The sequence below is a fragment of the uncultured Henriciella sp. genome, from assembly GCF_964005855.1.
Taxonomy (GTDB): Bacteria; Pseudomonadota; Alphaproteobacteria; order Caulobacterales; family Hyphomonadaceae; genus Henriciella.
The window spans coordinates 557417-578844 of the sequence record NZ_CAXFSW010000001.1; the positions used below are offsets into that span (position 1 = coordinate 557417).

Here is a 21428-nt window from a genome sequence, read left to right on the forward strand (position 1 = left end):
TCAGCTCCAGGGATTGAAGCGGGATTTGCGCCGGACCGGTTTTTCGGGCTTGCTGTCCTTGCCGCTCCGTTTCTCGCGCTTGCGCTCCGGGGCTGGTGCGTCCCCTTCGGCAAAAAGATCTTCGTCGGCGCTCTGCGAGCCTGCCTCTTCATCCGGAGGCGACACGGCGTCGAGGTCTGCGGGAGAGACCTCATCGGGCTGGTCTGTATCATCCTCCTCGGCTGAAGATGAAACGGGGGCGGCTTTGAAGCCGTGTCCGGTCTCGTCAGATACGGAGAACTCTTCCTCAATCCGGGCGCGAAAGCCGCGCAGGCTCAAGGGGAAGCTGGGCGGCGGCCTGCCGGGGACGGTGTCGTCCTCCGAGTAGTCGTAGCGGGTCGTGCTGCGCGCGGTTGCGCCTAGCCTCATGCCTGTGGAGGCGGCGCCGAGTTCCGACTCTGTGTCCTCCTCGGCTGCGGCCTCGTCCGATATCTCGGCGCCGATTACCTGGGCGTCGCCAAGACCAAAGGGGACATAGGGGCGGGCAGGCCTCCGGTTTTCGGACCTGATGTCCGCAGGGCCCGCATCCGGACCGGCCCGGTCCCAGACATCGGGCTTTTCGGCGGGCGAGGACGTCGTTTCCGACGCGGCAGAGAAGGCGGTGACTTCATCGCCCTGGCTGAGATTGCGATAGGCAGAGCCAGCGCTGGACCCTCTGCCATTGACCTCGTCCGCCAGGCGGGCGACAGCGCCCCCGACATCTTCCTCGTCGAAACCGGTGATCTCGCCTTCCGGCATGATGTCGTCTTCGATGATAGCCGTTTCCGGGACGCTGGCATCGACCGGCGGGGTCTCTTCCTCGAGGTTGGGCGTAGCGGCTTCGCGCGATTGCGGCGGGGCAGATGTCTCGCTCTCTGCAGGCGGTTGCGCGGCTCCAGGCTTGCTGGCATTCGTGGCATGCCCGCTCAGCCCGGCCAGCAGGGCGTCGATGGCCGCTTCCGTGCCCTTGGCGATGCGGGAGGCTTCCTTGACCACCGAGACGATGAGGTCGCTATAGGTGCCGCGGTCCTCATGCGGGGTTTCCTTGAGCACGCTGGCGGAGGCTTCCTCAAGAATGCGGCCCTTTTCGGTCGTCAGGGTTACGCGCGGCGGGCTTTCACTCAGTTTCACCGCATAGCCCTCTGTGGCGTAGATGACGCCGCCTTCGCGCGCCTCGGCCCAGTCGATCTGCTTGAGCGCCGTCATTTCGGCGAGCTTGTCGATGAGTTTCTGTGTCGAGGGATGAAGCATGGGCCTATCGTCCGTCAGGCTGGGAGGGGGACCTCTAACACTAGCTCCGATGGGGCGCGGTTCAAAGCCATCCTGTCCGGCTTGACCACAATTCTTCAGCCTTGCCCGGTTCCACACGCCGCCAGCGCTTCACTATTGCTGGCCATGCGTCCAGATAGGGCGGGTGAACCATGAGCTTTACATAAGGATGGGCGTGTTCGCAGCGGTGTTCGCCTCGCTTGCGCTGCTGGAGACGCTGGCGCCGCGCAGGCAGCCGGCGCTGTCTCGCCGCGACCGCTGGCCGGGCGAAGCGGCGATCTTTGTCGTGTGCGCTGTACTTGGCAGGCTTGTCCTGCCTGTAGGTCTCGCTGGGGTCGCGCTCTTTGCCGACCGGCTTGGGTTTGGGGTGTTCAACCTGGTGAAGCTACCGGCGTGGGGTGTCGGGCTGGCCGCTTTTGTCTTGCTCGACCTGTCAGTCTGGGCCCAGCATGTGCTGATGCACCGTGTGCCGCTTCTCTGGCGGATGCACCGGGTCCACCATTCAGACCCGCATATTGATGTGATGACAGCGCTGCGCTTCCACCCCGCAGAGACGCTGGTCTCCCTGTTCTGGAAGGGCGCGGTGGTCTTTGTCTTTGGCATTCCGGCCTGGGCGGCCTTTATCTTTGAAGTGGCGCTGAATGCCTTCGCGCAGTTCAATCATGCCAACTGGAAGCTCTCGCCGCGGGCTGACAGCCTGCTGCGCAAGCTCGTGGTGACACCGGACATGCACCGCGTGCACCATTCGGTCGAACGTCATGAGGTCAACCGCAATTTCGGCTTCTGCCTGTCGGTCTGGGACAGGCTGTTCAGGCTCTATAAGGAAAGACCGGACGCTGGGCATGAGGGCATGACAATCGGCCAGACGGACTGGCGCGGCGCGGGGGATCAGGCCCCGCTGCCGCTATTGATGCAGCCGCTCAAATCGCCGGGCCGTCAGTCCTCGACGGGGCGCGGGGCGTCCGGGTCGTAGTTCGCCTTTACCGCCGCAATATCGTCGAGCAGGTCCTGTACCGGATCATCGGAGCTGGCGGCGGCGAGTTCTGAGCGGAACCCCTGAACGGTAAGGTCGGGCGCGACGAGGATATAGCTTGGCGTCCAGGCGATCTCCAGCGTGTCACGGATCGAGGCGTCTTCGTCGATCAGGGTCGGATAGGAATAGCCCTTTTCCTCAAAATAGGCCTCCACCGAGCCGTATCGGCCATAGGCTTCGTCGATGCGCTGTGCGTTGGGCGGGGTATGGATCGACAGGAAGGCGAGCTCGTCGCTGCCTTTGACTTCATTCCACAGCTCTTCGACATAGGGCGCGTCTGCCATGCAGTCGCCGCACCAGAGGCCCCAGACGTCAATGAGCGTCCACTGGTTCTCAAGCTCCTGCGTGGAGAAGAGAGGACCTGCGACCATCGTGCCGCTGAAGGCCGGTATCTCGCGGCCGAGATACATATAGTCATAGGGTCGGCCATAATCGTCACGGGGCACCCCATCATCACCGCGCTCGGCTGTCTCAGGGACGCTTGCGCCGGGCGTGATAAAGCCGGTGGCGCTGTCGCCCGCCTCTTCATTGGCGCCGCCACCGCAGGCAGCGAGGAGCGCGATGGAACTGGCAGCGAGCAGGGCACGGGTCATAAGCGGTCTTTCCTTGGCTTCGAGGTCACAAGGTAAAGAGCAGCCGGCAAAGAAAAAGCCCCGGCCAGACGACCGGGGCTTAACTGTTGGATTAGCTTAGATAATCAGCTTCCAGGTGCGCGGGTGCGCAGGGCGTCCCGCTGGATGTCGCTGGTATATTGCTGGCTGGCTCCCGAACGGGCGGCCCACATGGCGCGGGTGGCGCAGGTCCGTTTCGGAATTACCGAACCGATCTCATCGTCGCGTTTGCAGACTTCCTCATCGGGGTCGAGGCCCTGCGCACGCAGGTCCGCTCTGATAGCCGGCGTTATCTCAGCCACTCTCTGTCCGTTCGACAGGGTGGCCTGCTGTGACGTCTGCCCATTTGTACAGGCTGCAGACGCAAGACCAGCAAGGATAAGGCCGGCAAAAAGCGCGGTTTTCTTCATGGTGAGATCTCCAGATCAGCTAGATTATCGATAATCGGTATCTTAGCTATAGATTTCGAAAAGGCCAGCCGCGCCCATGCCGCCACCGACACACATGGTCACAACGCCCCATTTTGCACCACGGCGGCGCCCTTCGAGCAGCATCGAGCCTGTGCAACGTGCACCGGTCATGCCGAAGGGGTGGCCGATGGAGATGGAGCCTCCATTGACGTTATACTTCTCCGGGTCGATGCCGAGGCGGTCGCGGCTGTAAAGGCACTGCGAGGCGAAGGCTTCGTTCAGCTCCCAGAGGTCGATATCGTCGACCTTCAGGCCGTGACGCTCCAGCAGGCGAGGAACGGCAAAGACCGGGCCGATGCCCATCTCGTCCGGATCGCAACCGGCCACGTTGAAGCCGACGAAACGGCCAAGCGGCTCGATGCCGCGCTTCTTCGCTTCGGCCGCTTCCATGACGACGACGGCAGCTGCGCCATCGGAAAGCTGGGAGGCGTTACCAGCGGTGACATATTTGCCTTCCTTGACGACCATGCCGCCGGAGAAGACAGGCTTCAGACCGGCAAGCGTCTCATAGGTCGTGCCAGGACGGTTACAGTCGTCACGGTCGGCGACGACATCCTGATAGGTCTCTTCGCCGGTTTCCTTGTTGACGAGCTTCATCTTCGTCTCGAGCGGAACGATCTCTTCGGCCATCCAGCCCTTTTCCTGGAAGATGGCGGTGCGGCGCTGGCTCTCTGCGGAATATTCGTCCTGCGCTTCGCGGGAGACATTGTAGCGGTCAGCCACGATTTCAGCGGTCTCGATCATGGTCATCCAGATCGCCGGCCACTTCTGCATCAGCTCTTCTTCGGTATAGCGGAAGGTGTTCATGTGGCCCGAGCGCGAGACGAGGGAGAGCGACTCGACGCCGCCGCCGATCGCAACCGGCGCGCCTTCATTGGTCACGGTGTGGGCCGCGTTCGCAATGGCCTGAAGGCCGGAGGAACAGAAGCGGTTGATGGTTGCACCAGCCGTCGAGGACGGGCAGCCGGCCCAGAGGGCAGCATTGCGGGCAACATTGTGGCCAGTGGCGCCCTCAGGCTGAGCCGAGCCAAGGAAGACATCTTCGACTTCGGCGGCATCGATGCCCGCGCGCTCGATGGCGCCCTTGATCGCATGGCCGGCCATCTTGATGCCGTGCGTGTCGTTAAGCGCGCCGCGGCCCGCTTTGGTCATGGCCGTGCGGGCCGTTGAAACGATGACTGCTTCTCTCATGATAAGTCTCCTCCGGACAGGTTCTGGTTTGTTGCGCTGCAACCTAACGAGGCCGTTGCCTGGAGGCTAGTATTAATTGAGCGCGGACTGGCAAACGCCCCGGCGGGCTGGAACAGAAGCCTGGGGCGCGAGTTTCCGAACATGAAAGGAACGTCATATATGCCTACTGGAAACCGCGCCGATATCGACCGGCTCGCCAAACTTCTCGATACGCAGTTCAAGCTGCCCGGCACGAATTTCCGGTTCGGTCTGGATGGGATCATTGGTCTTGTTCCCGGTGTCGGCGATACGATTTCCGGCGGACTGGGGCTCTATATCGTACATCGCGCGCGTCAGGAGGGCGCCTCCGGCGGGATGATGTTCAAGATGATCTGGAACCTGCTGGTCGATACGATACTCGGCGCCATCCCGCTGGTCGGCGACCTTTTCGACTTTGCGCACAAGGCCAATGCAAAGAATGCGCGAATGCTTCAGGAGCATCTGGACAATCATGCGGCGAAACACGCCAAACATGTTGGACGTGGCAAGGCCTAGGCGCTAGGCCTGCTGTCTGGATCTGTGGGGGAGGCGCAAATGATATCGCCGGACCATGCGCAGCTTATGGCGCGTTACAATCGCTGGCAGAATGAGAGCCTCTATGGCGCGGCCGATAAACTCAGCGATGGCGAGCGCCTGAAGGATCGGGGCGCCTTCTTCAGCTCCATACATGAAACGTTGGCGCATATCCTGTGGGCCGACCAGATATGGCTCTCGCGGTTCTCCATGTGCGACAAGCCGGGCTGCAAGGGCAATGAGGCGCTGACCCTCTATCCCGACTGGGCGGGGCTGGTCATGGCCCGCAAGGACATGGACGATACGGTTGACCGGTGGGCGAGCAGCCTCACTCCCGCAAGGCTTGAGAAGACGCTGAGCTGGTATTCCAGCGCGGCTGGACGGGAGATGACGAAACCGGTCTGGGTCCTCGTCACCCATATCTTCAATCATCAGACCCATCATCGGGGGCAGGCGCACGCAATGCTGACGGCGGCAGGGGCAAAACCGGACGATACCGATCTCTTCCTTCTGGAGGGATAACAGCTGCGATCCTTTTGAGGTATATTCCTGTGCCCGGCAGTCATGAGGGGAGGGGGAATGGCGAAGGTGATCGGTTTAGGCGGGGTCTTCTTTCTATGTGAGGACCCTGAGGTCACGCAGGCCTGGTACAGTGAGGTGCTGGGCATCGAGGCAACAGAATATGGCGGCTTCAGCTTTGCCCATGCCGCGTCCGCGGCGTGCTTTCCCAAGGGTGCGAGGACTATTTTTTCGCCTTTCAGCGGCGATAGCGGCTATTTCAGCCCGTCGAACCGGGACGTCATGTTTAATCTCATGGTCGATGATCTCGATGGTATCCTGGCCCATGCAGAAGCCGCGGGCGCCCGGCAGGTCCAGCCCGGTGAGGACTATGATTATGGCCGGTTCGCGTGGCTGATGGACCCGGATGGGCGGAAGGTGGAGCTGTGGGAACCGAAGGAGCCGGCTGAGACTCCCCAAGATTGAAACGGCCGTTTTGCTCATCACGGAATAAAAAAGCCGCCCTTCGGCTGAAGGACGGCTGAGTTATTCAGAGAAGTGAGATGAAAGTTTACTTAGTTTTTCGCAGCGCTGTTGCACTCAGCGATTTCTTCCTCTGTGAGGCTGTCATCGGCTGAGCCAAAGGCGACGAGTTCGCCAACTTCCGAGGCGACTTTCTTGCACGTCCGCACTGTGGCGGTGCGGCGATTGAGTTCGGCCACGCAGGTCTCACCGTCACAAGTCCAGACCGCGCTGGCGGCGACAACGCTGTCCTGCGCCTCAGCCGGCGTGGCAAGCTTGGCGGTGAAGGCAGTTGAGGCGGCGGCCGGGAGGGCGATGGCTGCAAAAGCGGCAGAGAGGGTTACAGAGCGGATCATGGGAGGAAACCTTCTAGGATGCGTGGCTGTCTTATTGTCTTGTAGGTCTCATCTAATGAGTGCTGAATAATTTGTCAATTGTTCAGTGATGACCGCAGCGCGGATTTTCCCTGCATGGGCATGAAGCCCCGTTAAATACGTATCTGCTTGACGCAACGGCCCGCATTGATGCGGCCAGCGGGGCCGGTATCCTTGGTTCAGATAACTAATAAGCAGACCATCGTTCAGGGAGAGCCAGTATGGATTTCAGAATTCCGGAAGAGATTGCCGATTACCTCGTCGTCCTCGACAAGTTCATCGAGGACAAGATCAAGCCGCTGGAGAACAAGGACGACAATATCCGCTTCTTCGACCACCGGCGCGAATGGGCGCGGACCGATTTTGAGAATGATGGGCTGCCACGGCCGGAATGGGAGAACCTGCTGCGCGAAGCCAAGAAGCTCGCCGATGAAGCCGGCCACCTTCGCTACGCCCTGCCAAAGGAGTTTGGCGGCCAGGACGGTACCAATCTCGGCATGGCGATCATCCGCGAGCATTTCGCCCGCAAGGGACTTGGCCTGCACAACGACCTGCAGAATGAGCACTCCATTGTCGGTAACTTTCCGCAGATCCTGATGCTGCGTGATTTTGCGCGGCCCGATCAGAAACACCTTGCCGATGCCGCGCTGAAGGGCGAGTTCCGCGCCTGCTTCGGCCTCACCGAGCCGGACCACGGCTCTGACGCCACCCACATGGAAACGCGCGCCGTCCGCCATAAGAAAGACGGCAAGGATGGCTGGCTGATCAATGGCGCGAAGATGTGGATCACGGGCATGCATGCCGCCAGCCACATCATGATGTTCTGCCGCACCAGCGGAAACGACGGCGACGCCAAGGGCATTACCTGTCTCATTACACCGGCGCAGGACCCGGCAATCGAGATCGACGAATATATGTGGACGTTCAACATGCCGACGGACCACGCCCGCTTCTATATCAAGGACCTCTGGGTCCCTGAGGATGCGGTGTTCGGCCCACCGGAGGGCGGTCTCGCACTCGCCCAGCACTTTGTTCACGAGAACCGAATCCGGCAGGCGGCAAGCTCCGTCGGCGCGGCGATGTACTGCATCACCGAGGCGATCAACTATGCCAATGAGCGCAAGCCCTTCGGCAAGGCGCTGTCGCACAATCAGGCGATCCAGTTCCCGCTGGTGGAGCTGGCGACGCAGGCGGAGATGCTGCGCCTCCTGATCTTCAAGACAGCCTGGGAGATCGACCAGATGTCCAAGCCGGACGTCGCGATCTATCTCTCCGACAAGGTCTCGATGTGTAACTATTACGCCAACCGCCTCTGCTGCGATGCGGCCGACCGGGCGATGCAGGTGCATGGCGGTATGGGATATTCGCGCCACAAGCCGTTCGAGCATATCTATCGCCACCACCGCCGCTACCGCATCACGGAAGGCTCAGAAGAGATCCAGATGCGCAAGGTCGCCGGCCACCTCTTTGGCTTCATGGGCCCGAACAAGGGCGCAAACCGCAACGAGCCATTCGATTTCGCGGTGCGCTAGATCATCAGGATGGACAGAAGACGGGCACAACCTGCCTGTCAGCAGGGCCGGAGGCGGAATTTCCCAAGGATTGACCGCGTCCGGCGCTTGCCCAACCGGCGCAACCGAAATAGGTTTGCCGGATAGAAACCTCCTCCCCGGGAGAGAGCAGGCTGTTTTTTTAGTCTGCCGCCGAAGGCGCAACCGCCCCGGAAACGCTCAGGCAAAAGGACCGGGAAGGATCTAAACGCTGGAAAGAGGCGGGCCCGCATTGCCGTGTCCAAAGCCTCGCCGAAGGAGCAAGCCGGCCCATTGGGCGTCTGGCGGAATCTCTCAGGCGCCGAGACAGCGGGGGCGGCCTACACTCCGGATATTCCGGAGCGAATGGCCGTTTCAACTGTCAAAGGGTGCCATGGCCGAACAAGCAATCGATACACTTCGCAAGACCCCGCTTCACGCGATCCATGAAGAGATGGGCGGCAAGATGGTGCCGTTCGCGGGCTATGAAATGCCCGTCCAGTTCGAAGGTGTGAAACCCGAACACCTGTGGACGCGCGAACATGCCGGCCTGTTCGATGTCTCACATATGGGCCCGTGCTTTCTGTATCTGAAAGAGGGTCTGGGTGAGCCCGGAGCGCATGAGAAGATTTCCGCACTGATTGAACGGCTGGTGCCGAGCGCAATCGCGACGCTGAAGCCGGGGCAGGGGCGTCTCACCGTCCTGCTCAACGACGAAGGCGGCATTCTCGATGACCTGATCATTACACGCATGCCGGATGAGAACCTCGCGGGCATGCTCTACATCGTTGTAAACGGTGCGGTGAAGCAGGAAGACTGGGCGCTGATCCGCGAGAAACTGGGCGATGAGGCTGAGTTGCAGACCGCCGATGACCGCATCCTTGTCGCGCTGCAGGGGCCTGAGGCCGAAGCGGTTCTCTCTCCACACTTTCCGGAAGCCAGCGAATTGAGCTTCATGCGCTGTGCGCACGTCCAGAAGGATGGCGAGCGCTATATGGTCTCGCGTTGCGGCTATACTGGTGAGGACGGGTTTGAGCTCCTGCTGCCGGCCAATGAAACCGGCCTTGCCTATGTGCGGGGCCTGCTGGCCGATGAGCGCGTGAAGCCGATCGGCCTTGGCGCACGTGACAGTCTGCGCCTCGAGGCGGGGCTCTGCCTCTATGGGCACGACATGGATGCCAGCCGCACGCCGGTCGAAGCGGACCTGCAATGGGTGATCCAGAAGTCCCGCCGTGAGCGCGCCGACTTTCCCGGCGCAGACAGGATCCTGAAACAGATCGCGGACGGCCCGGCCGAAAAGCGCGTCGGTATCCTCCCGCTCGAGCGCGCGCCGGCCCGCGAGGGAACCGAAATCCATGTCGATGGTGAGAAGGTCGGCATGGTGACCTCTGGCGGGTTCGGGCCCAGCACGGACGGTCCTGTCGCCATGGGCTATGTGCGCGCCGATCTTGCCAAAGCCGGAACGAAAATAGACCTCATGGTGCGCGGCAAGGCCCGCGCCGGTGAGGTCGCCGACCTGCCATTCGTCAAACCAAACTATAAACGTTGAGGACTACAAGCCAGATGACGCATTTTACCCAGCAATCGACATTCTACACCGAAGACCATGAGTGGGTGACGGTGCATGGCGACCTTGCCACCGTTGGTATCACGAAATTTGCTGCCGATCAGCTCGGCGATGTCGTGTTTGTCGAGGTTCCAGAAGTCGGCAAGACCTTCAAAAAAGGCGACGAGATGGCTGTGGTCGAGAGCGTCAAGGCCGCTTCCGACGTCTATGCCCCTCTGTCAGGTGAGATCATCGATACCAATGGTGACCTCGCCGATGCGCCCGAAAAAGTGAATGAGCATCCCGAGAGCGAGGGCTGGTTCTGCGTCATCAAATTCTCCGATGGTGCCGAGACCAAGAACCTCATGGACAAGGATGCCTATCTCGAGTTCTGCAAAGGCCAATAATCATGCGTTACCTCCCCCTGACACCAGAAGACCGCAAGGCCATGCTGGCCACGATCGGTGCGGCGTCCGTCGATGAATTCTATGCCGATGTGCCAGAGGCTGCGCGCCTTGGCGGCACGGTCGAAGGTCTGCCTGACCATCAGGGGGAGCTTGCCGTCGAACGCCATATGGCGGGGCTGGCTGCGAAGAACCGGACCGCATCCGAGGGCCCATTCTTTGTCGGCTGCGGTGCCTATAAGCACCATGTGCCGGCGACGGTGGACCATATCATCCAGCGCTCTGAATTCCTGACCACCTATACCCCCTACCAGCCAGAAATCGCGCAGGGTACGCTTCAGACCCTCTACGAATTCCAGAGTCAGGTGGCATCCCTTACGGCGATGGAAGTCGCCAATGCCTCCATGTATGACGGCTCGACGGCATGCGCGGAAGCGGCCCTTATGGCGTGCCGTGTCACCAGACGCCAGAAAGTGGTTCTGTCTGGCGGCCTGCATCCGCACTATGCCGCCGCCACACGCACAGTCTGCGAAGCCCAGGGCATCGAGATCGTCCAGCTGAAACCGGGCGTCGATGATGAGCTTGCGCTGAGCGAGGCCGTGGATGACGAAACGGCCTGCGTCATCGGTCAGAGCCCGAACGTCTTTGGGACAGTCACCGATCTGACGCCGGTCGCCGATGCCGCGCATGAGAAGAAGGCGCTTCTGGTCTCTGTCTTCACAGAGGCTGTGGCGCTTGGCATGACCATGCCGCCTGGCGAAATGGGCGCCGACATCGCCGTAGGCGAAGGCCAGTCCATCGGTAATCCGCTGAATTTTGGCGGGCCTTATGTCGGTCTGTTCGCCTGTTCGAAGAAGCTCATGCGTCAGATGCCGGGCCGGCTTTGCGGGGAGACGGTCGATGCCGACGGCCAGCGCGGTTTCGTACTGACCCTGTCGACGCGGGAACAGCATATTCGCCGCGACAAGGCGACGTCGAATATCTGCACCAATGCAGGCCTCTGCACGCTGGCCTTCAGCGCCCACATGACGCTGCTCGGGGAGAAGGGCTTCACCCATCTCGCCCAGCTCAATCATGAAGCCGCCTGCCAGCTGGCTGATGCACTGGAAGGCGTGAACGGGGTCGAGATCCTTACCCCGCGCTTCTTCAATGAGTTTGCGTTCCGCATTCCGGACAATGCGGGCGAGGTTCTGGAAAAGCTTGATGGGCTTGGCGTTGTTGGCGGCGTGCGTGCGTCGCGTCTTTATCCGGGCAAGGGCATGGACGATGTCATCATCGCCGCCGCCACCGAGTGCACCAGCGACGCCGACATCAAGGCCTATGCCGATGCGCTCACAAAGGTGCTGGCATGAACGAGGCGCCTCAGCATCAGGAAGCCTGGGAGCATAAGCAGGCTATCCGCGCCTATGAGGCGTTTCTTGAGGAAATCTTCGTGCGGATGGGCGCGGACAAGGCGGCGGTTGGCCGCCGCAAGTCGCAGTTCCAGGCGATCTATGAAGATCCTTCGACCTGGCGTCACCCAGAGGATTTCAAAAAACTCTACGCTGACCTGCGCCGCGAGATCCTCTCGCTCGGCGCGATCCATGTCAGCGCCGCCAACAAGCGTCTGAAAGAAACATTCGGACCAAACACTCAGCATTTCGTGGAGGCTCAGGCATGAGCATGAATTCACAAGGCCGTTCGACCACGCCCTCCGAGGCGACCCCTCATTCCGACGTGCACACGGTCTCCGGCTCGCGCGGTCTGCAGCAGCGCGAAGACCTGATCTTCGAGACCGGTTCGACGGCAAAGACCGGCGTTGACCTGCCGGCGCCCAAGGGCGGCATGGACCGTCTGGGCGGGGTTACCCGCAAACAGAGCGTTGGCCTGCCAGGCCTGTCAGAGCCTGAAGCCGTGCGCCACTATGTGCGCCTCAGCCAGAAGAACTATGCCATCGATCTTGGCCTCTTCCCGCTCGGCTCGTGCACGATGAAGCACAATCCGCGTCTCAATGAAAAAGTCGCGCGGATGCCTGGCTTTGCCGACATTCACCCTATGCAGCCCCAGGCCACCGTTCAGGGCGCGCTGGAGCTGATCGATCAGCTGGCCACCTGGCTGAAGACGCTGACCGGCATGCCAGCGGTGGCGATGAGCCCGAAGGCCGGCGCGCATGGTGAGTTCTGCGGCATGATGGCGATCCGCGGGGCCCTTATGGCCCGCGGCGAGATCGAGACACGCACACGGGTGCTGGTCCCGGCGTCAGCCCACGGCACCAATCCGGCGACGGCGGTCCAGTGCGGCTTCAAGGTCGATGAGATCAAGGCAGATGCACGCGGCCGCGTCGACATGGAAGACCTGAAAGCGAAGCTGGAAGACAGCTCCGACATTGCCGGTATCATGCTGACCAATCCCAATACGTGCGGCCTGTTTGAAACCGACATCCGCGAGATTGCCGATCTCATCCATGAGGCGGGCGGCTATTTCTATTGCGATGGGGCGAATTTCAACGCGATTGTCGGCCGGGTACGTCCCGGCGATCTTGGCGTCGATGCGATGCACATCAACCTGCACAAGACCTTCTCCACCCCGCATGGTGGCGGCGGGCCGGGCGCAGGACCTACCGTCCTCTCTGAGGCGCTGGCGGACTATGCGCCGGTGCCATTCGTTGTTGAGGAAGACGGCGTCTTCCACCTCGTTGAACAGCGGACAGATGAGGGCTCGGACGCCTTCGGCCGCCTCTGCGCCTTCCACGGCCAGATGGGCATGTTCACCCGTGCGCTCACCTATATGCTGAGCCATGGCGCAGATGGCCTGAAACAGGCGGCGGAAGACGCTGTGCTCAACGCCAATTACATCCAGTCACGCCTCAAGAGCGTCATGACGCCGGCCTTTGACGGCTATTGCATGCACGAGGCGCTGTTCTCCGACGCCTTCACGGCAGAAGGTATCGAGACGCTGGATATTGCCAAGGCGATGATCGATGAGGGCTACCACCCGATGACGATGTACTTCCCGCTGGTTGTGCATGGCGCCATGCTGATTGAGCCGACAGAGACCGAGTCCAAGGCCGAGCTCGACCGCTTCTGCGACTCCATGCTGTCGATTGCGGAGAAGGCGAAGGCTGGCGATGAGAGCTTGAAGGGCGCGCCCTATCTTGCGCCGATGCGGCGGCTCGATGAGACCCAGGCCGCCCGGAAGCCAGAGCTTCGCTGGAGCGAACCGGACAAGGTGGCAGCCGAATAAGATGCAAGACGGCCGGGCGATGTCCCGGCCGTTTTTTACCAGATGGCCGCCTTGACGGGCGCTGGCTTCAGCTGCGCATTCGTATCGCGGAAGAGGCGCCGGCGTGCCTTGCTGGTCAGTTTTATGACCGGCGTCTCAAACAGGCGGAAGACGAGGCCGGCGGTCAGGATGCTGAGGCTGATGCAGAGCAGATAGAACAGGATATTGTCCATAATGCCGGGCGCACCGACCGTGAACCAGTCCGCATAGGGCGTGCCCTCGAGCTGGGCGGCAAGCATCAGGAAAACGCGCCGGATGACGCTCAGCACGAGGATGTGACAGAGATAGATGGCATAGGACCAGTCGCCCAGCGTGACCATCCAGCCCGGCACCTTCAGGCGGCCATTCGCCTCCATCGAGGCGAGCGCATAGACGATGGCAATGGCTGGCAGTCCGAACCAGAGGACACGTCCCCAGACCATTGTGAAGGGCGTCACCTCACCCTGGATTATGAGCCCGGCGATGAAGACAGCGGCGGCGAGACCGAGCACCAGGGGCGGGTTGAAGCGGCGCCCGCTCATCACCAGAAGTCCGGCGAAACAGCCGCCGATGAATTCCAGCGAAAGCGGGTGGAAGGCGAGAGAGACATAGTCGATGGCGTGCGGTGCGGCGAGGCCGGCCATGGCGCCCGCAAACACACCAATCGCCCAGACGGTCAGGATGGCTGGCAGGAAACGGCGCGGCAGAAGGATGATGAGCGCGAAGACGAGATAGAAATGCATCTCATGCACCAGCGTCCAGCCGAGGCCGTAGACCGGAATGGCTGGCTGCGGCAGGAGGGCCAGTGAGAGAAAGAGGTGTTGAACCGGATTCTCCCGGATGAAATCGCCCTGGCCAAGGGAGCGTCCAGGGTCGAGCGGTACCCCGTAGGTTACGTAGAAATAGGCCATCATCAGACCCGCGAAGAACCACCAGAGCGGATAGATGCGGGCGGCGCGGGCGAACAGGAAAGCCAGTGATGTCATCGGTCGTGGCAGGACCTGTCCGGTCACATAGACCATGATGAAGCCCGAAATGACGAAGAAGAGGTCGACGCCCGAATAGCCATTGTCGATCATGAAATTGATCAGCGGCAGCTCGGTCAGGCCGTTCTGGTCCATGGCAAGGATTTCGTGGGCACGCGTATGGTAGACAAGGACCAGAAGGGCTGCGAGGGCGCGCAGAGACTGAATAGAGGTAAGTTTCAAGGGAAAACTCTGTTCTCTGTACACATACGAGGCGAGGCGATGAGCCCGCCAACCGGACAACCGATACAGCCTTAGTTGCAGTTACGGTACCCGCCTAGTGGCGAACGCGCACTTTGGCAGTTTCTTACAAAATGCCAATTCAGTCCCAAGGGAACGTTAAAAGCGTGAGGCCATTTCTTTCTTGAATCTAGCCAGAGAGATGGGAATGAGCATAGTCCAGCATATGCCAGACATGGAGCCACAGGCGGGGCAGTGCGCCAGCCTTCGAAGCGAGTTCGCAGTCCCCGGGCTTTTTCGCAATCTTGTGCGCCAGTGTCTCGCGGTACTTGGCCTTTGTCTGATCGTCATTGCGGTACCGATCGGCATTGTCACGCCGATCCTGCCCATTGGCCTGCCGCTGGCGATCCTCGGTGTCGTCCTCCTCGGCCGGAACGCGGTCTGGGGGCGGCGCTGGATGGAGGGCGTGCTCGCCCGTAATCCGCGCCTCGAACGCTTCGCGCCCGCCTGGTTGATGCGCGCTGTCTTCCGGCGTGAGAAGACGCATCGCTGAAACGAAAAAGCCCCGCAGAAGACTGCGGGGCTTTATACCGTTTGCGATATAGCGCTTTCGCCTAGTTCAGCGCTTTCTCGATCTCGCCCAGCGCTTCGGAGAAAAGCTCCCCACCCTTGGACGAGCCTGCAACGATGTCCTTGGAGGCGCGCGTTGCTGCATCGGCGGCGGCGCGGCGTACATCATCCGTGGCTTCAGCTTCGGCGCGAGCGATACGCGCCTCTGCCTGCGCTTCGCGGCGGGCGACTTTCTCGGCGAGATCCTTGCGGGCCTGCTCGACCATCATTTTCGCGTCGGCCTTGGCCTGTTTGATCATTTCCTCGGCGGCCTGATCGGCTTCCTTCTGGCGGCGCTCGGCCTCAGCCAGGGCAGCAGCGGCTTCTTCACGAAGCTGGCGCGACTCGTCCAGCTGTTTCTTGATGCCGGCGGCGCGGTCGTCCAGTGACTTGGTGATGTAGCCGAACGCGCCCATCGAGAAAGCGATGAGAAGGAAGACGACAAAAGCGGCGAAGGCGAAGTTCGTTGCCGGATCCAGGAAAGGCGCGACGAGATTGCCAAAGCCGGTCGTGCCGCCATGGCCGCCTTCTTCAGCCGGCGCGGCCAGGGCCACAGGCGCGCTCGCAGCAGCGAGCGACAGAATGAGTGAGAGACGTCCGTTCATCATGGTGGATCAGCCCTCCTGCTGTGTGTTGCGGGCGACGGCCTGGCGGGCCTCAGCCTCGTTCACCGCGATGCCGAGACGGCCAAGCATGGCCTGGGTCGCGTTCGTCGCGATCTGTTCGACATTCGACATGGCTTCGGTGCGCATGGTCTGAATGCGGGATTCGGCTTCTGCGAGGCGTTCGGCAAGTTCGCCGTCGACCTTGGCGGTCTCAGCGGCAATCTCGGCCTCGACCTTGGCGCGGGCCTTGTCAGCGGTTTCGCGGGCCTTTGCGCGCGCTTCAGCCAGGGCAAGATCCTGTTGCTGCTTGGCTTCTTTCGACTGCTCGTTGAGCCGTGCGGCCTCATCCAGAGAGTCGGCAATCGTGTCTTCGCGGCTTTCGATCACACCGCCGAGTTTGGGCAGGATGAAACGCGACAGCGCGAGGTAGAGAGCACCAAACAGGATGGCCAGCCAGAAGAGCTGTGACGGGAAGTGCCACGGATCAAATGGCGGAAAGGCGGCCCCACCGGCGGCTTCGCCGTGAGCAGCCGGAGCAGCAAGCGACAGGAAATACATGGCGCGACCTTGTCAGTCTGGATGGTGAAGACTGGCCCTGCGTGTTTGCCACGCGGGGCCAGTCCATATCGATTGGTCCGGTTCCTGTCGCCTAGACGACGAAGAGGATCAGGACAGACACCAGGAAGGCCAGGATGCCGAGAGCTTCAGCAAGGGCCATACCGATGAAGAGGTTACCGGTCTGCTGCGGGGCAGCGGACGGGTTGCGCATGGCAGCGTCGAGGAAGCTGGCAAAGATGTTGCCCACACCAAGCGCGGCGCCGATCATGCCGAGAGTTGCGAGGCCTGCGCCAACATATTTGAGGCCAAGAGCGATATCGCCTTCCATTTCGTGTCTCCTTTGAGGGATTGGCGTTGGTTCGATTTGATGCCCGTGAAGCCTGTTCGGCGGGGCGCGTCAAGAGTTGAGGCGCGGCTTGTTTGGCCGCACCGGCGAAGAACTAGTGCGACGGGTGGAGCGCATCGTTGAGATAGACGCAGGTCAGAATGGCGAAGATGTACGCCTGCAGACCGGCAACGAGAAGCTCGAGCGCGTTGAGCGCGACGCCCATTGTAAAGGCGAGCACGCCGACAACGCCAAGCAGGGCCGTGCCGGCAATCGCGGCGGCAAAGAGCTGCGCGGCGAAGGTGGCAAACAGCTTCAGCATGATGTGGCCGGCCAGCATGTTCGCAAAAAGACGAAGGGCAAGCGTGATCGGACGCGCGATAAAGGACACGACCTCAATCGGCACCAGGAGGAAATAGATGAGGAACGGGGCGCCCGACGGGGCGAAAAGCTTGAAGAATTTCAGGCCATTCTTGAAGAGACCATAGACGATCACGATCGAGATGACGAGCAGGGCGAGCGCGCCTGTCACCACAAGGTGGCTGGTTGTCGTGAACGCGTACGGCACCATGCCGATCATGTTCGCGAAAAACACGAAGAAGAAGAGCGTGAACACGAACGGGAAGAATTTCAGGCCTTCCTCGCCTGCCGTGCTGCGCACCATATTGGCAACGAAGCCATAGCCGATCTCGGCAATCGACTGCGAGCGCGACGGGATCAGCTTGCCGCGCGAGGCAGCTAGGCCAAAGAAGATGATGATGAGCGCAACGCTCACAAGCATGTAGAAGGCTGCGTTCGTGAAGGACAGATCGAAGCCTGCAACCTGCAGGTCGAAAAGTTTCTGCACCTCGAACTGGTGCATGGGATCAGCCATCTGGTGGAAGGATAGGTTCATCAGCCCTGTTTCCCGTTTTCCGGACCCTTGGTCTGGTCCGTTCCCTGAAGTTCCGCATATGCCGTTATCTGGCGATAGGCGCGTATAACATTAAGGATTCCGGCTGCAAGGCCGAATCCCAGCATTGTCAGCAGACCCCATGGCTTCGTGTGGAAGACATGGTCGATGAACAGGCCGAGCATGATGCCGACAAAGACCGAGGCGCCAAACTCCGCGCCATAGCGCAGGGCGAGAGCGCCGGCCGAAGCCGATCCGTCATTGCGTGCTTCCTGTTCCCGCTTGCGGGCCTCCCGGGCATCGTGGGCCGCGCGCGCCTTTGCGATACGCTCATCCAGATCGTTCGGGTCCTGACCGGTCATGACATTACCTGGATCGCTGGATGGGTACGGGGCGCGCCCGTCTGACTCGCCGCGAAGCTATTGAAGCGGGGTGTCCAAGTCAAGTTGAGTAAATCGCGCGCAAATAATTGAAATATATATATTATTCGGGCGCTGCGCTTTTGACGCATCAGCCTATTCGGCGGCAACCAGCTCTTCAGCGGCATCCAGATCGACAGAGACGAGTTTGGAAACGCCTTTTTCCCGCATGGTGACACCGAAAAGCCGGTCCATCCGGCTCATCGTGACCGGATTGTGGGTGATGACGATGAAGCGCGTATTCGTGCGCCGGCGCATCTCATCGAGAAGACGGCAGTAGCGATCCACATTGGCGTCGTCGAGCGGCGCGTCGACCTCATCGAGTACACAGATCGGGGCCGGGCGCGACAGGAAGACGGCGAAGATAAGGGCTGTCGCCGTCAGCGCCTGCTCCCCGCCCGACATGAGCGAGAGCGTGCCAAGACGCTTGCCCGGCGGCTGTGCCATGATCTCGAGCCCGGCATTCAGCGGGTCCTCATCATCGACAAGACGAAGCTCTGCCTCACCGCCCCGGAAAAGCGTGGTGAAGAGCGCCTTGAAATGCTCGTTCACCCGGTCGAACGCCTCCAGCAGACGCGCACGGCCTTCATCATTGAGGGCGGTCACGCCTTCGCGCAGGCGGGCGATGGCCTTGATAAGGTCGTCTTTCTCGGTGGCCTGGGTGCCAAGGCGCTCGGCGAGCTCCTCGGCCTCGGTCTCGGCTTCCATATTGACGCCGCCCAGCTGGTCGCGGTCGCGGCGCATGAAATCGAGCTGGCGCTCGGCTTCAGCGGGGTCGAGCGTCTCCAGCTCCTCTTCCTCGATCCCTGCTTTTGCAAGCGTGATCAGGCCTTCAGGGGCGCGCTGGAACTGGTTGCGGGCTGCTTCGACCGCGTCAGTGAGGCGTGTTTCGGCATTCTCGACACGGACCTTGGCGCCAGCCAGGGCCTCACGCGCCTCAACGGCGGCATTGGAGGCGTCGCGCGCCTCGGTCTCGCTTTCACGAAGGCTCGCTTCCTTTTCAGCCAGCGCGTCGGCGGCTGTCTTACGGTCGTCTTCGAGGGTTTCGACACGCTGGGCGAGCGCGTCGATATCGCCTTGCATCTCTTCCGGCTTTGCGCGGGCGGCTTCTGCCTCGGCGGCCGCTTCGCGGCGCCTTGCCAGCAGGTCTTCCAGGCGTTGCTCGCTGGCGGCAAAGCGGCGCTCCCAACGCTCGAAATCGCGGGCGAGTCCTTCGCGCCGCGCAATCGCCTGCTCCCGGTTGCGGGTGATATCGGCCAGCTGGCCGCGATATTCGGTTTCTTCCGCGCGTGCCCGGCCAAGTGCCTCGCGCGCGGCTGCCAGCTCCTCCTCGCGCGCGGCGAGGTCTTCAGGATCTCCGCCGACCGTGATGTCAGCGAGCGTATCCTCCACACCGCGAAGGTCCGATTCGACGCGAGCCAGCGCTTCGGCAGCCGATTCGCGCTTCACATCGGCGCGCTCTGCGGCCTGACGGGCTTCTGCTGTGGCTGAACGGGCGCGGTTGAGGTCCGCCGCCTTGGGAGAAACCTGCTGGCGGGCCGCCTTCAGGTCGCGCTCGGCCGTTTCGCGGGTCTCGCGCGCTTCAGCGAGGGTGGCCTTTGCCGTGGCTAGCCGCTCGCGAGCTGGTTCGATCTCGGCTTCTGCGGCATCGAGACGGGCCTGCTGGGCGAGGCGTTCTGCGGCTGACACAGGGGCGTCAGGTGTGCGCACGAAACCGTCCCAGCGCCACAGATGGCCTTCGACAGAGACAAGGCGCTGACCGGGTTTCAGATGGGCGGCAAGGCGCGGGCCGAGGCCGGCATCGACCACGCCGCATTGCGACAGGCGTACGGCAAGTTCCACCGGCGCCTCGACATGGCTTGCAAGCGGTTCTGCCCCTTCGGGGAGCTGCGGCGTCTCAATCGAGCTGCCCGACCAGTAGAGCGGCGAATCAGACCGTGTGGACGCCTGCAGATCATCGCCAAGCGCGGCGGCGACCGCCTTTTCATAGCCATCGTCGGAGCGGATACGGTCGATGACCGGGGGTGCCTTCGGTCCGGACGCCGGCTGGAGCAGCCTTTTCAGGCCGCCGATTTCCGATTCCAGCGTGCGTACAACCTTGTCGGCCTCATCGCGCGGCGCCTGCGCGGCGGTTTCGGCCGTGCGCGCTTCATTGAGCGCTTCTTCGGCAGCGTCGACCGCGCGTTCGGCATCGTGCAGCGCGATTTCAGCCGCCTCTTCGGTCTTTTCGGCGGCGGTCAGTCTTTCGGCCAGTGCATCCGTATCAGGCATCGTGCCCAGCTGTTCACGCAGGCGCTTGGCGTCGGCCTCGAGTGCGTCCCTGCGGCGGCGCTGTGCGTTCGCATTGGCTTCGGCCGCCTGCCGGGCGGCTTTCATTTCAGCAAGCTGGGCGCCCAGATCATCGGCGCGTTCCTGCGCGGTGGCGAGATCCTGGCGGGCCTGTTCGAGTTTCTGTTTTGCTTCTGCCTCAAGCGCCTCATTGGCTTGTGGGTCTTCGGTCGGCAGGGCAGCGAGGCTTTCGTGCGCTTCGGCCAGCGCGCCTTCGGCTTCGTCCTTCTGGGCCTGCTCACGCTCGATATCGCTCATGATCCGGCGCGCCTCGCTTTCATGGCGGGCCAGTAAGTCGGCAGCGGTCTTTCTCTCGGTTTCAAGGCGGGCGAGGTCGATTTTCGCCTGGCCGAGCTTGCCCGAGATTTCAGCTTCGGCATTGCGCAGCGGCTGGAGGCCCTCGCCCGCTTCGATGCGGCGGGTTTCTGCAACGGCGGACGCGCGCGTCAGCGTTTCGACGGCTTCACTGCAGCGTTTGAGTTCCGCTTCGGCCAGCGTCCTGGCCTCAAGGGCCGATTGCCAGCGCAGATGGGCGAGGAAGGCTTCGAGCGCGGAAATCCGATCCGAAAGCTCCTTGTACTTGCGTGCCTTGCGGGCCTGACGCTTCAGGCTTTCAAGCTGGCGCTCGACCTCGGCGGAGACTTCCGAGAGACGTTCAAGATTGGTCTCGGCCGCGCGCAGTTTCAGTTCTGCCTCATGCCGGCGGGTGTTGAGGCCGGCAATGCCAGCGGCTTCTTCCAGAATGCGGCGCCGGTTCTGGGGCTTGGAGCCGATCAGTTCGGAAATCTGGCCCTGGCGCACCAGAGAGGGCGAGTTCGCCCCCGTGGAGGCATCGGCAAAGATAAGCTGGATATCCTTGCCGCGAACCGTACGGCCATTGAGTTTGTAGGTGGAGCCTGCGCCGCGTTTCAGCCGGCGCATGATCTCAAGCGTGTCGGAGGCGTTGAATTCCGGCGGCGCGGTACGGTCTGAATTGTCGAGAACAAGTGTGACTTCAGCCAGCTCACGTGCCGGGCGCGACTGAGAGCCGGAGAAGATGAGGTCGTCCATTTCCCCGCCGCGCATGGCGCGGGCGGAATTGGCGCCCATGGCCCAGCGCAGGGCTTCAAGCAAATTGGACTTGCCGCAGCCATTCGGGCCGACAATGCCTGTCAGGCCCGGATGGATGGGAACTTCCTGGGGTTCGACAAAGGATTTGAAGCCTGCAATGCGCAGTTCTGAAATGTGCAA

General features: G+C 61.8%; 23 protein-coding genes and 2 riboswitches. Of the genes, 11 read left to right on the plus strand and 12 right to left on the minus strand.

Annotated features, from left to right (window positions below; translation table 11 throughout):
• Positions 1-1269, minus strand: a complete 1269-nt coding sequence (locus tag ABNU55_RS02670) for a hypothetical protein (protein ID WP_290750001.1) — start codon at positions 1267-1269, stop codon at positions 1-3.
• Positions 1270-1456: 187 nt separating this feature from the next.
• Here ABNU55_RS02670 and ABNU55_RS02675 point away from each other — a divergent pair, with 187 nt between their 5' ends.
• The gene (locus ABNU55_RS02675) at positions 1457-2260 is read left to right on the plus strand and encodes a sterol desaturase family protein (protein ID WP_290750004.1); all 804 of its coding nucleotides are present in this window, start codon (positions 1457-1459) and stop codon (positions 2258-2260) included.
• Here the strand turns inward: ABNU55_RS02675 and ABNU55_RS02680 are convergent.
• The 3 genes from ABNU55_RS02680 to ABNU55_RS02690 all read right to left on the minus strand — a co-directional run bounded on the left by ABNU55_RS02680 (position 2224) and on the right by ABNU55_RS02690 (position 4592).
• Positions 2224-2913 carry a TlpA disulfide reductase family protein gene (locus ABNU55_RS02680; RefSeq protein ID WP_290750006.1) on the minus strand — a complete coding sequence of 230 codons (690 nt, stop codon included), beginning with the start codon at positions 2911-2913 and terminating at the stop codon, positions 2224-2226. The genes ABNU55_RS02675 and ABNU55_RS02680 overlap by 37 nt on opposite strands.
• A gap of 104 nt (positions 2914-3017) precedes the next feature.
• A complete protein-coding gene (locus ABNU55_RS02685) occupies positions 3018-3341 on the minus strand; it encodes a hypothetical protein (protein ID WP_290750010.1) in 324 nt (107 codons plus the stop codon).
• 42 nt (positions 3342-3383) lie between these two features.
• Positions 3384-4592 carry an acetyl-CoA C-acyltransferase gene (locus ABNU55_RS02690; protein ID WP_290750012.1) on the minus strand — a complete coding sequence of 403 codons (1209 nt, stop codon included), beginning with the start codon at positions 4590-4592 and terminating at the stop codon, positions 3384-3386.
• Positions 4593-4751: 159 nt separating this feature from the next.
• Between ABNU55_RS02690 and ABNU55_RS02695 the strand changes: the two genes are divergently transcribed.
• The 3 genes from ABNU55_RS02695 to ABNU55_RS02705 are packed head-to-tail and all read left to right on the plus strand — an operon-like array spanning position 4752 to position 6128.
• Entirely contained in the window at positions 4752-5126 is a 375-nt protein-coding gene (locus ABNU55_RS02695) for a DUF4112 domain-containing protein (RefSeq protein ID WP_290750015.1), read from the plus strand.
• A gap of 39 nt (positions 5127-5165) precedes the next feature.
• Positions 5166-5666 (plus strand): DinB family protein, encoded by a 501-nt coding sequence (locus tag ABNU55_RS02700; RefSeq protein ID WP_290750018.1) that lies wholly within the window; start codon positions 5166-5168, stop codon positions 5664-5666.
• 57 nt (positions 5667-5723) lie between these two features.
• A complete protein-coding gene (locus tag ABNU55_RS02705; RefSeq protein WP_290750021.1) occupies positions 5724-6128 on the plus strand; it encodes a VOC family protein in 405 nt (134 codons plus the stop codon).
• An 89-nt stretch (positions 6129-6217) separates the two neighbouring features.
• Here ABNU55_RS02705 and ABNU55_RS02710 read toward each other — a convergent pair whose 3' ends face one another.
• On the minus strand, positions 6218-6520 hold the full coding sequence (locus ABNU55_RS02710; RefSeq protein ID WP_290750024.1) for a hypothetical protein: 303 nt from the start codon (positions 6518-6520) through the stop codon (positions 6218-6220).
• Between the two features lie 239 nt (positions 6521-6759).
• On the opposite strand from ABNU55_RS02710, the gene ABNU55_RS02715 reads away from it, so the two are divergent.
• From ABNU55_RS02715 to gcvPB, 6 genes are all read left to right on the plus strand, one after another.
• Complete coding sequence (locus tag ABNU55_RS02715; protein WP_290750027.1) at positions 6760-8070, plus strand: acyl-CoA dehydrogenase family protein; 1311 nt, start codon at positions 6760-6762, stop codon at positions 8068-8070.
• A gap of 128 nt (positions 8071-8198) precedes the next feature.
• A riboswitch (glycine riboswitch) is annotated at positions 8199-8294 on the plus strand.
• A 3-nt stretch (positions 8295-8297) separates the two neighbouring features.
• Positions 8298-8400: riboswitch (glycine riboswitch) on the plus strand.
• A 61-nt stretch (positions 8401-8461) separates the two neighbouring features.
• On the plus strand, positions 8462-9616 hold the full coding sequence (gcvT, locus tag ABNU55_RS02720) for a glycine cleavage system aminomethyltransferase GcvT (RefSeq protein ID WP_290750030.1): 1155 nt from the start codon (positions 8462-8464) through the stop codon (positions 9614-9616).
• A 14-nt stretch (positions 9617-9630) separates the two neighbouring features.
• On the plus strand, positions 9631-10020 hold the full coding sequence (gene gcvH, locus ABNU55_RS02725; RefSeq protein ID WP_290750033.1) for a glycine cleavage system protein GcvH: 390 nt from the start codon (positions 9631-9633) through the stop codon (positions 10018-10020).
• Positions 10021-10022: 2 nt separating this feature from the next.
• Positions 10023-11369, plus strand: coding sequence for an aminomethyl-transferring glycine dehydrogenase subunit GcvPA (gene gcvPA, locus ABNU55_RS02730; RefSeq protein WP_290750036.1), 1347 nt, complete (start codon positions 10023-10025; stop codon positions 11367-11369).
• Entirely contained in the window at positions 11366-11677 is a 312-nt protein-coding gene (locus ABNU55_RS02735; protein ID WP_290750039.1) for a hypothetical protein, read from the plus strand. Before gcvPA ends, ABNU55_RS02735 begins: the two co-directional genes overlap by 4 nt.
• Positions 11674-13239: an aminomethyl-transferring glycine dehydrogenase subunit GcvPB gene (gcvPB, locus tag ABNU55_RS02740; protein WP_290750042.1), complete on the plus strand. Its 1566-nt coding sequence runs from the start codon at positions 11674-11676 to the stop codon at positions 13237-13239. Before ABNU55_RS02735 ends, gcvPB begins: the two co-directional genes overlap by 4 nt.
• A 35-nt stretch (positions 13240-13274) precedes the next feature.
• On the opposite strand, the gene ABNU55_RS02745 is transcribed toward gcvPB, so the two are convergent.
• Complete coding sequence (locus tag ABNU55_RS02745) at positions 13275-14465, minus strand: acyltransferase (RefSeq protein WP_290750044.1); 1191 nt, start codon at positions 14463-14465, stop codon at positions 13275-13277.
• A 205-nt stretch (positions 14466-14670) separates the two neighbouring features.
• Here ABNU55_RS02745 and ABNU55_RS02750 point away from each other — a divergent pair, with 205 nt between their 5' ends.
• On the plus strand, positions 14671-15015 hold the full coding sequence (locus ABNU55_RS02750) for a hypothetical protein (RefSeq protein WP_290750046.1): 345 nt from the start codon (positions 14671-14673) through the stop codon (positions 15013-15015).
• A 61-nt stretch (positions 15016-15076) separates the two neighbouring features.
• Here ABNU55_RS02750 and ABNU55_RS02755 read toward each other — a convergent pair whose 3' ends face one another.
• From ABNU55_RS02755 to smc, 6 genes are all read right to left on the minus strand, one after another.
• Positions 15077-15679 (minus strand): ATPase, encoded by a 603-nt coding sequence (locus tag ABNU55_RS02755; protein WP_290750048.1) that lies wholly within the window; start codon positions 15677-15679, stop codon positions 15077-15079.
• Positions 15680-15685: 6 nt separating this feature from the next.
• Positions 15686-16234 (minus strand): hypothetical protein, encoded by a 549-nt coding sequence (locus ABNU55_RS02760; RefSeq protein WP_290750049.1) that lies wholly within the window; start codon positions 16232-16234, stop codon positions 15686-15688.
• 91 nt (positions 16235-16325) lie between these two features.
• A complete protein-coding gene (locus ABNU55_RS02765) occupies positions 16326-16562 on the minus strand; it encodes a F0F1 ATP synthase subunit C (RefSeq protein WP_018146608.1) in 237 nt (78 codons plus the stop codon).
• Positions 16563-16674: 112 nt separating this feature from the next.
• Positions 16675-17433 (minus strand): FoF1 ATP synthase subunit a, encoded by a 759-nt coding sequence (locus ABNU55_RS02770; protein WP_348764224.1) that lies wholly within the window; start codon positions 17431-17433, stop codon positions 16675-16677.
• 20 nt (positions 17434-17453) lie between these two features.
• Positions 17454-17813 carry an AtpZ/AtpI family protein gene (locus ABNU55_RS02775; protein WP_290750062.1) on the minus strand — a complete coding sequence of 120 codons (360 nt, stop codon included), beginning with the start codon at positions 17811-17813 and terminating at the stop codon, positions 17454-17456.
• 153 nt (positions 17814-17966) lie between these two features.
• Entirely contained in the window at positions 17967-21428 is a 3462-nt protein-coding gene (smc, locus tag ABNU55_RS02780; RefSeq protein WP_290750065.1) for a chromosome segregation protein SMC, read from the minus strand.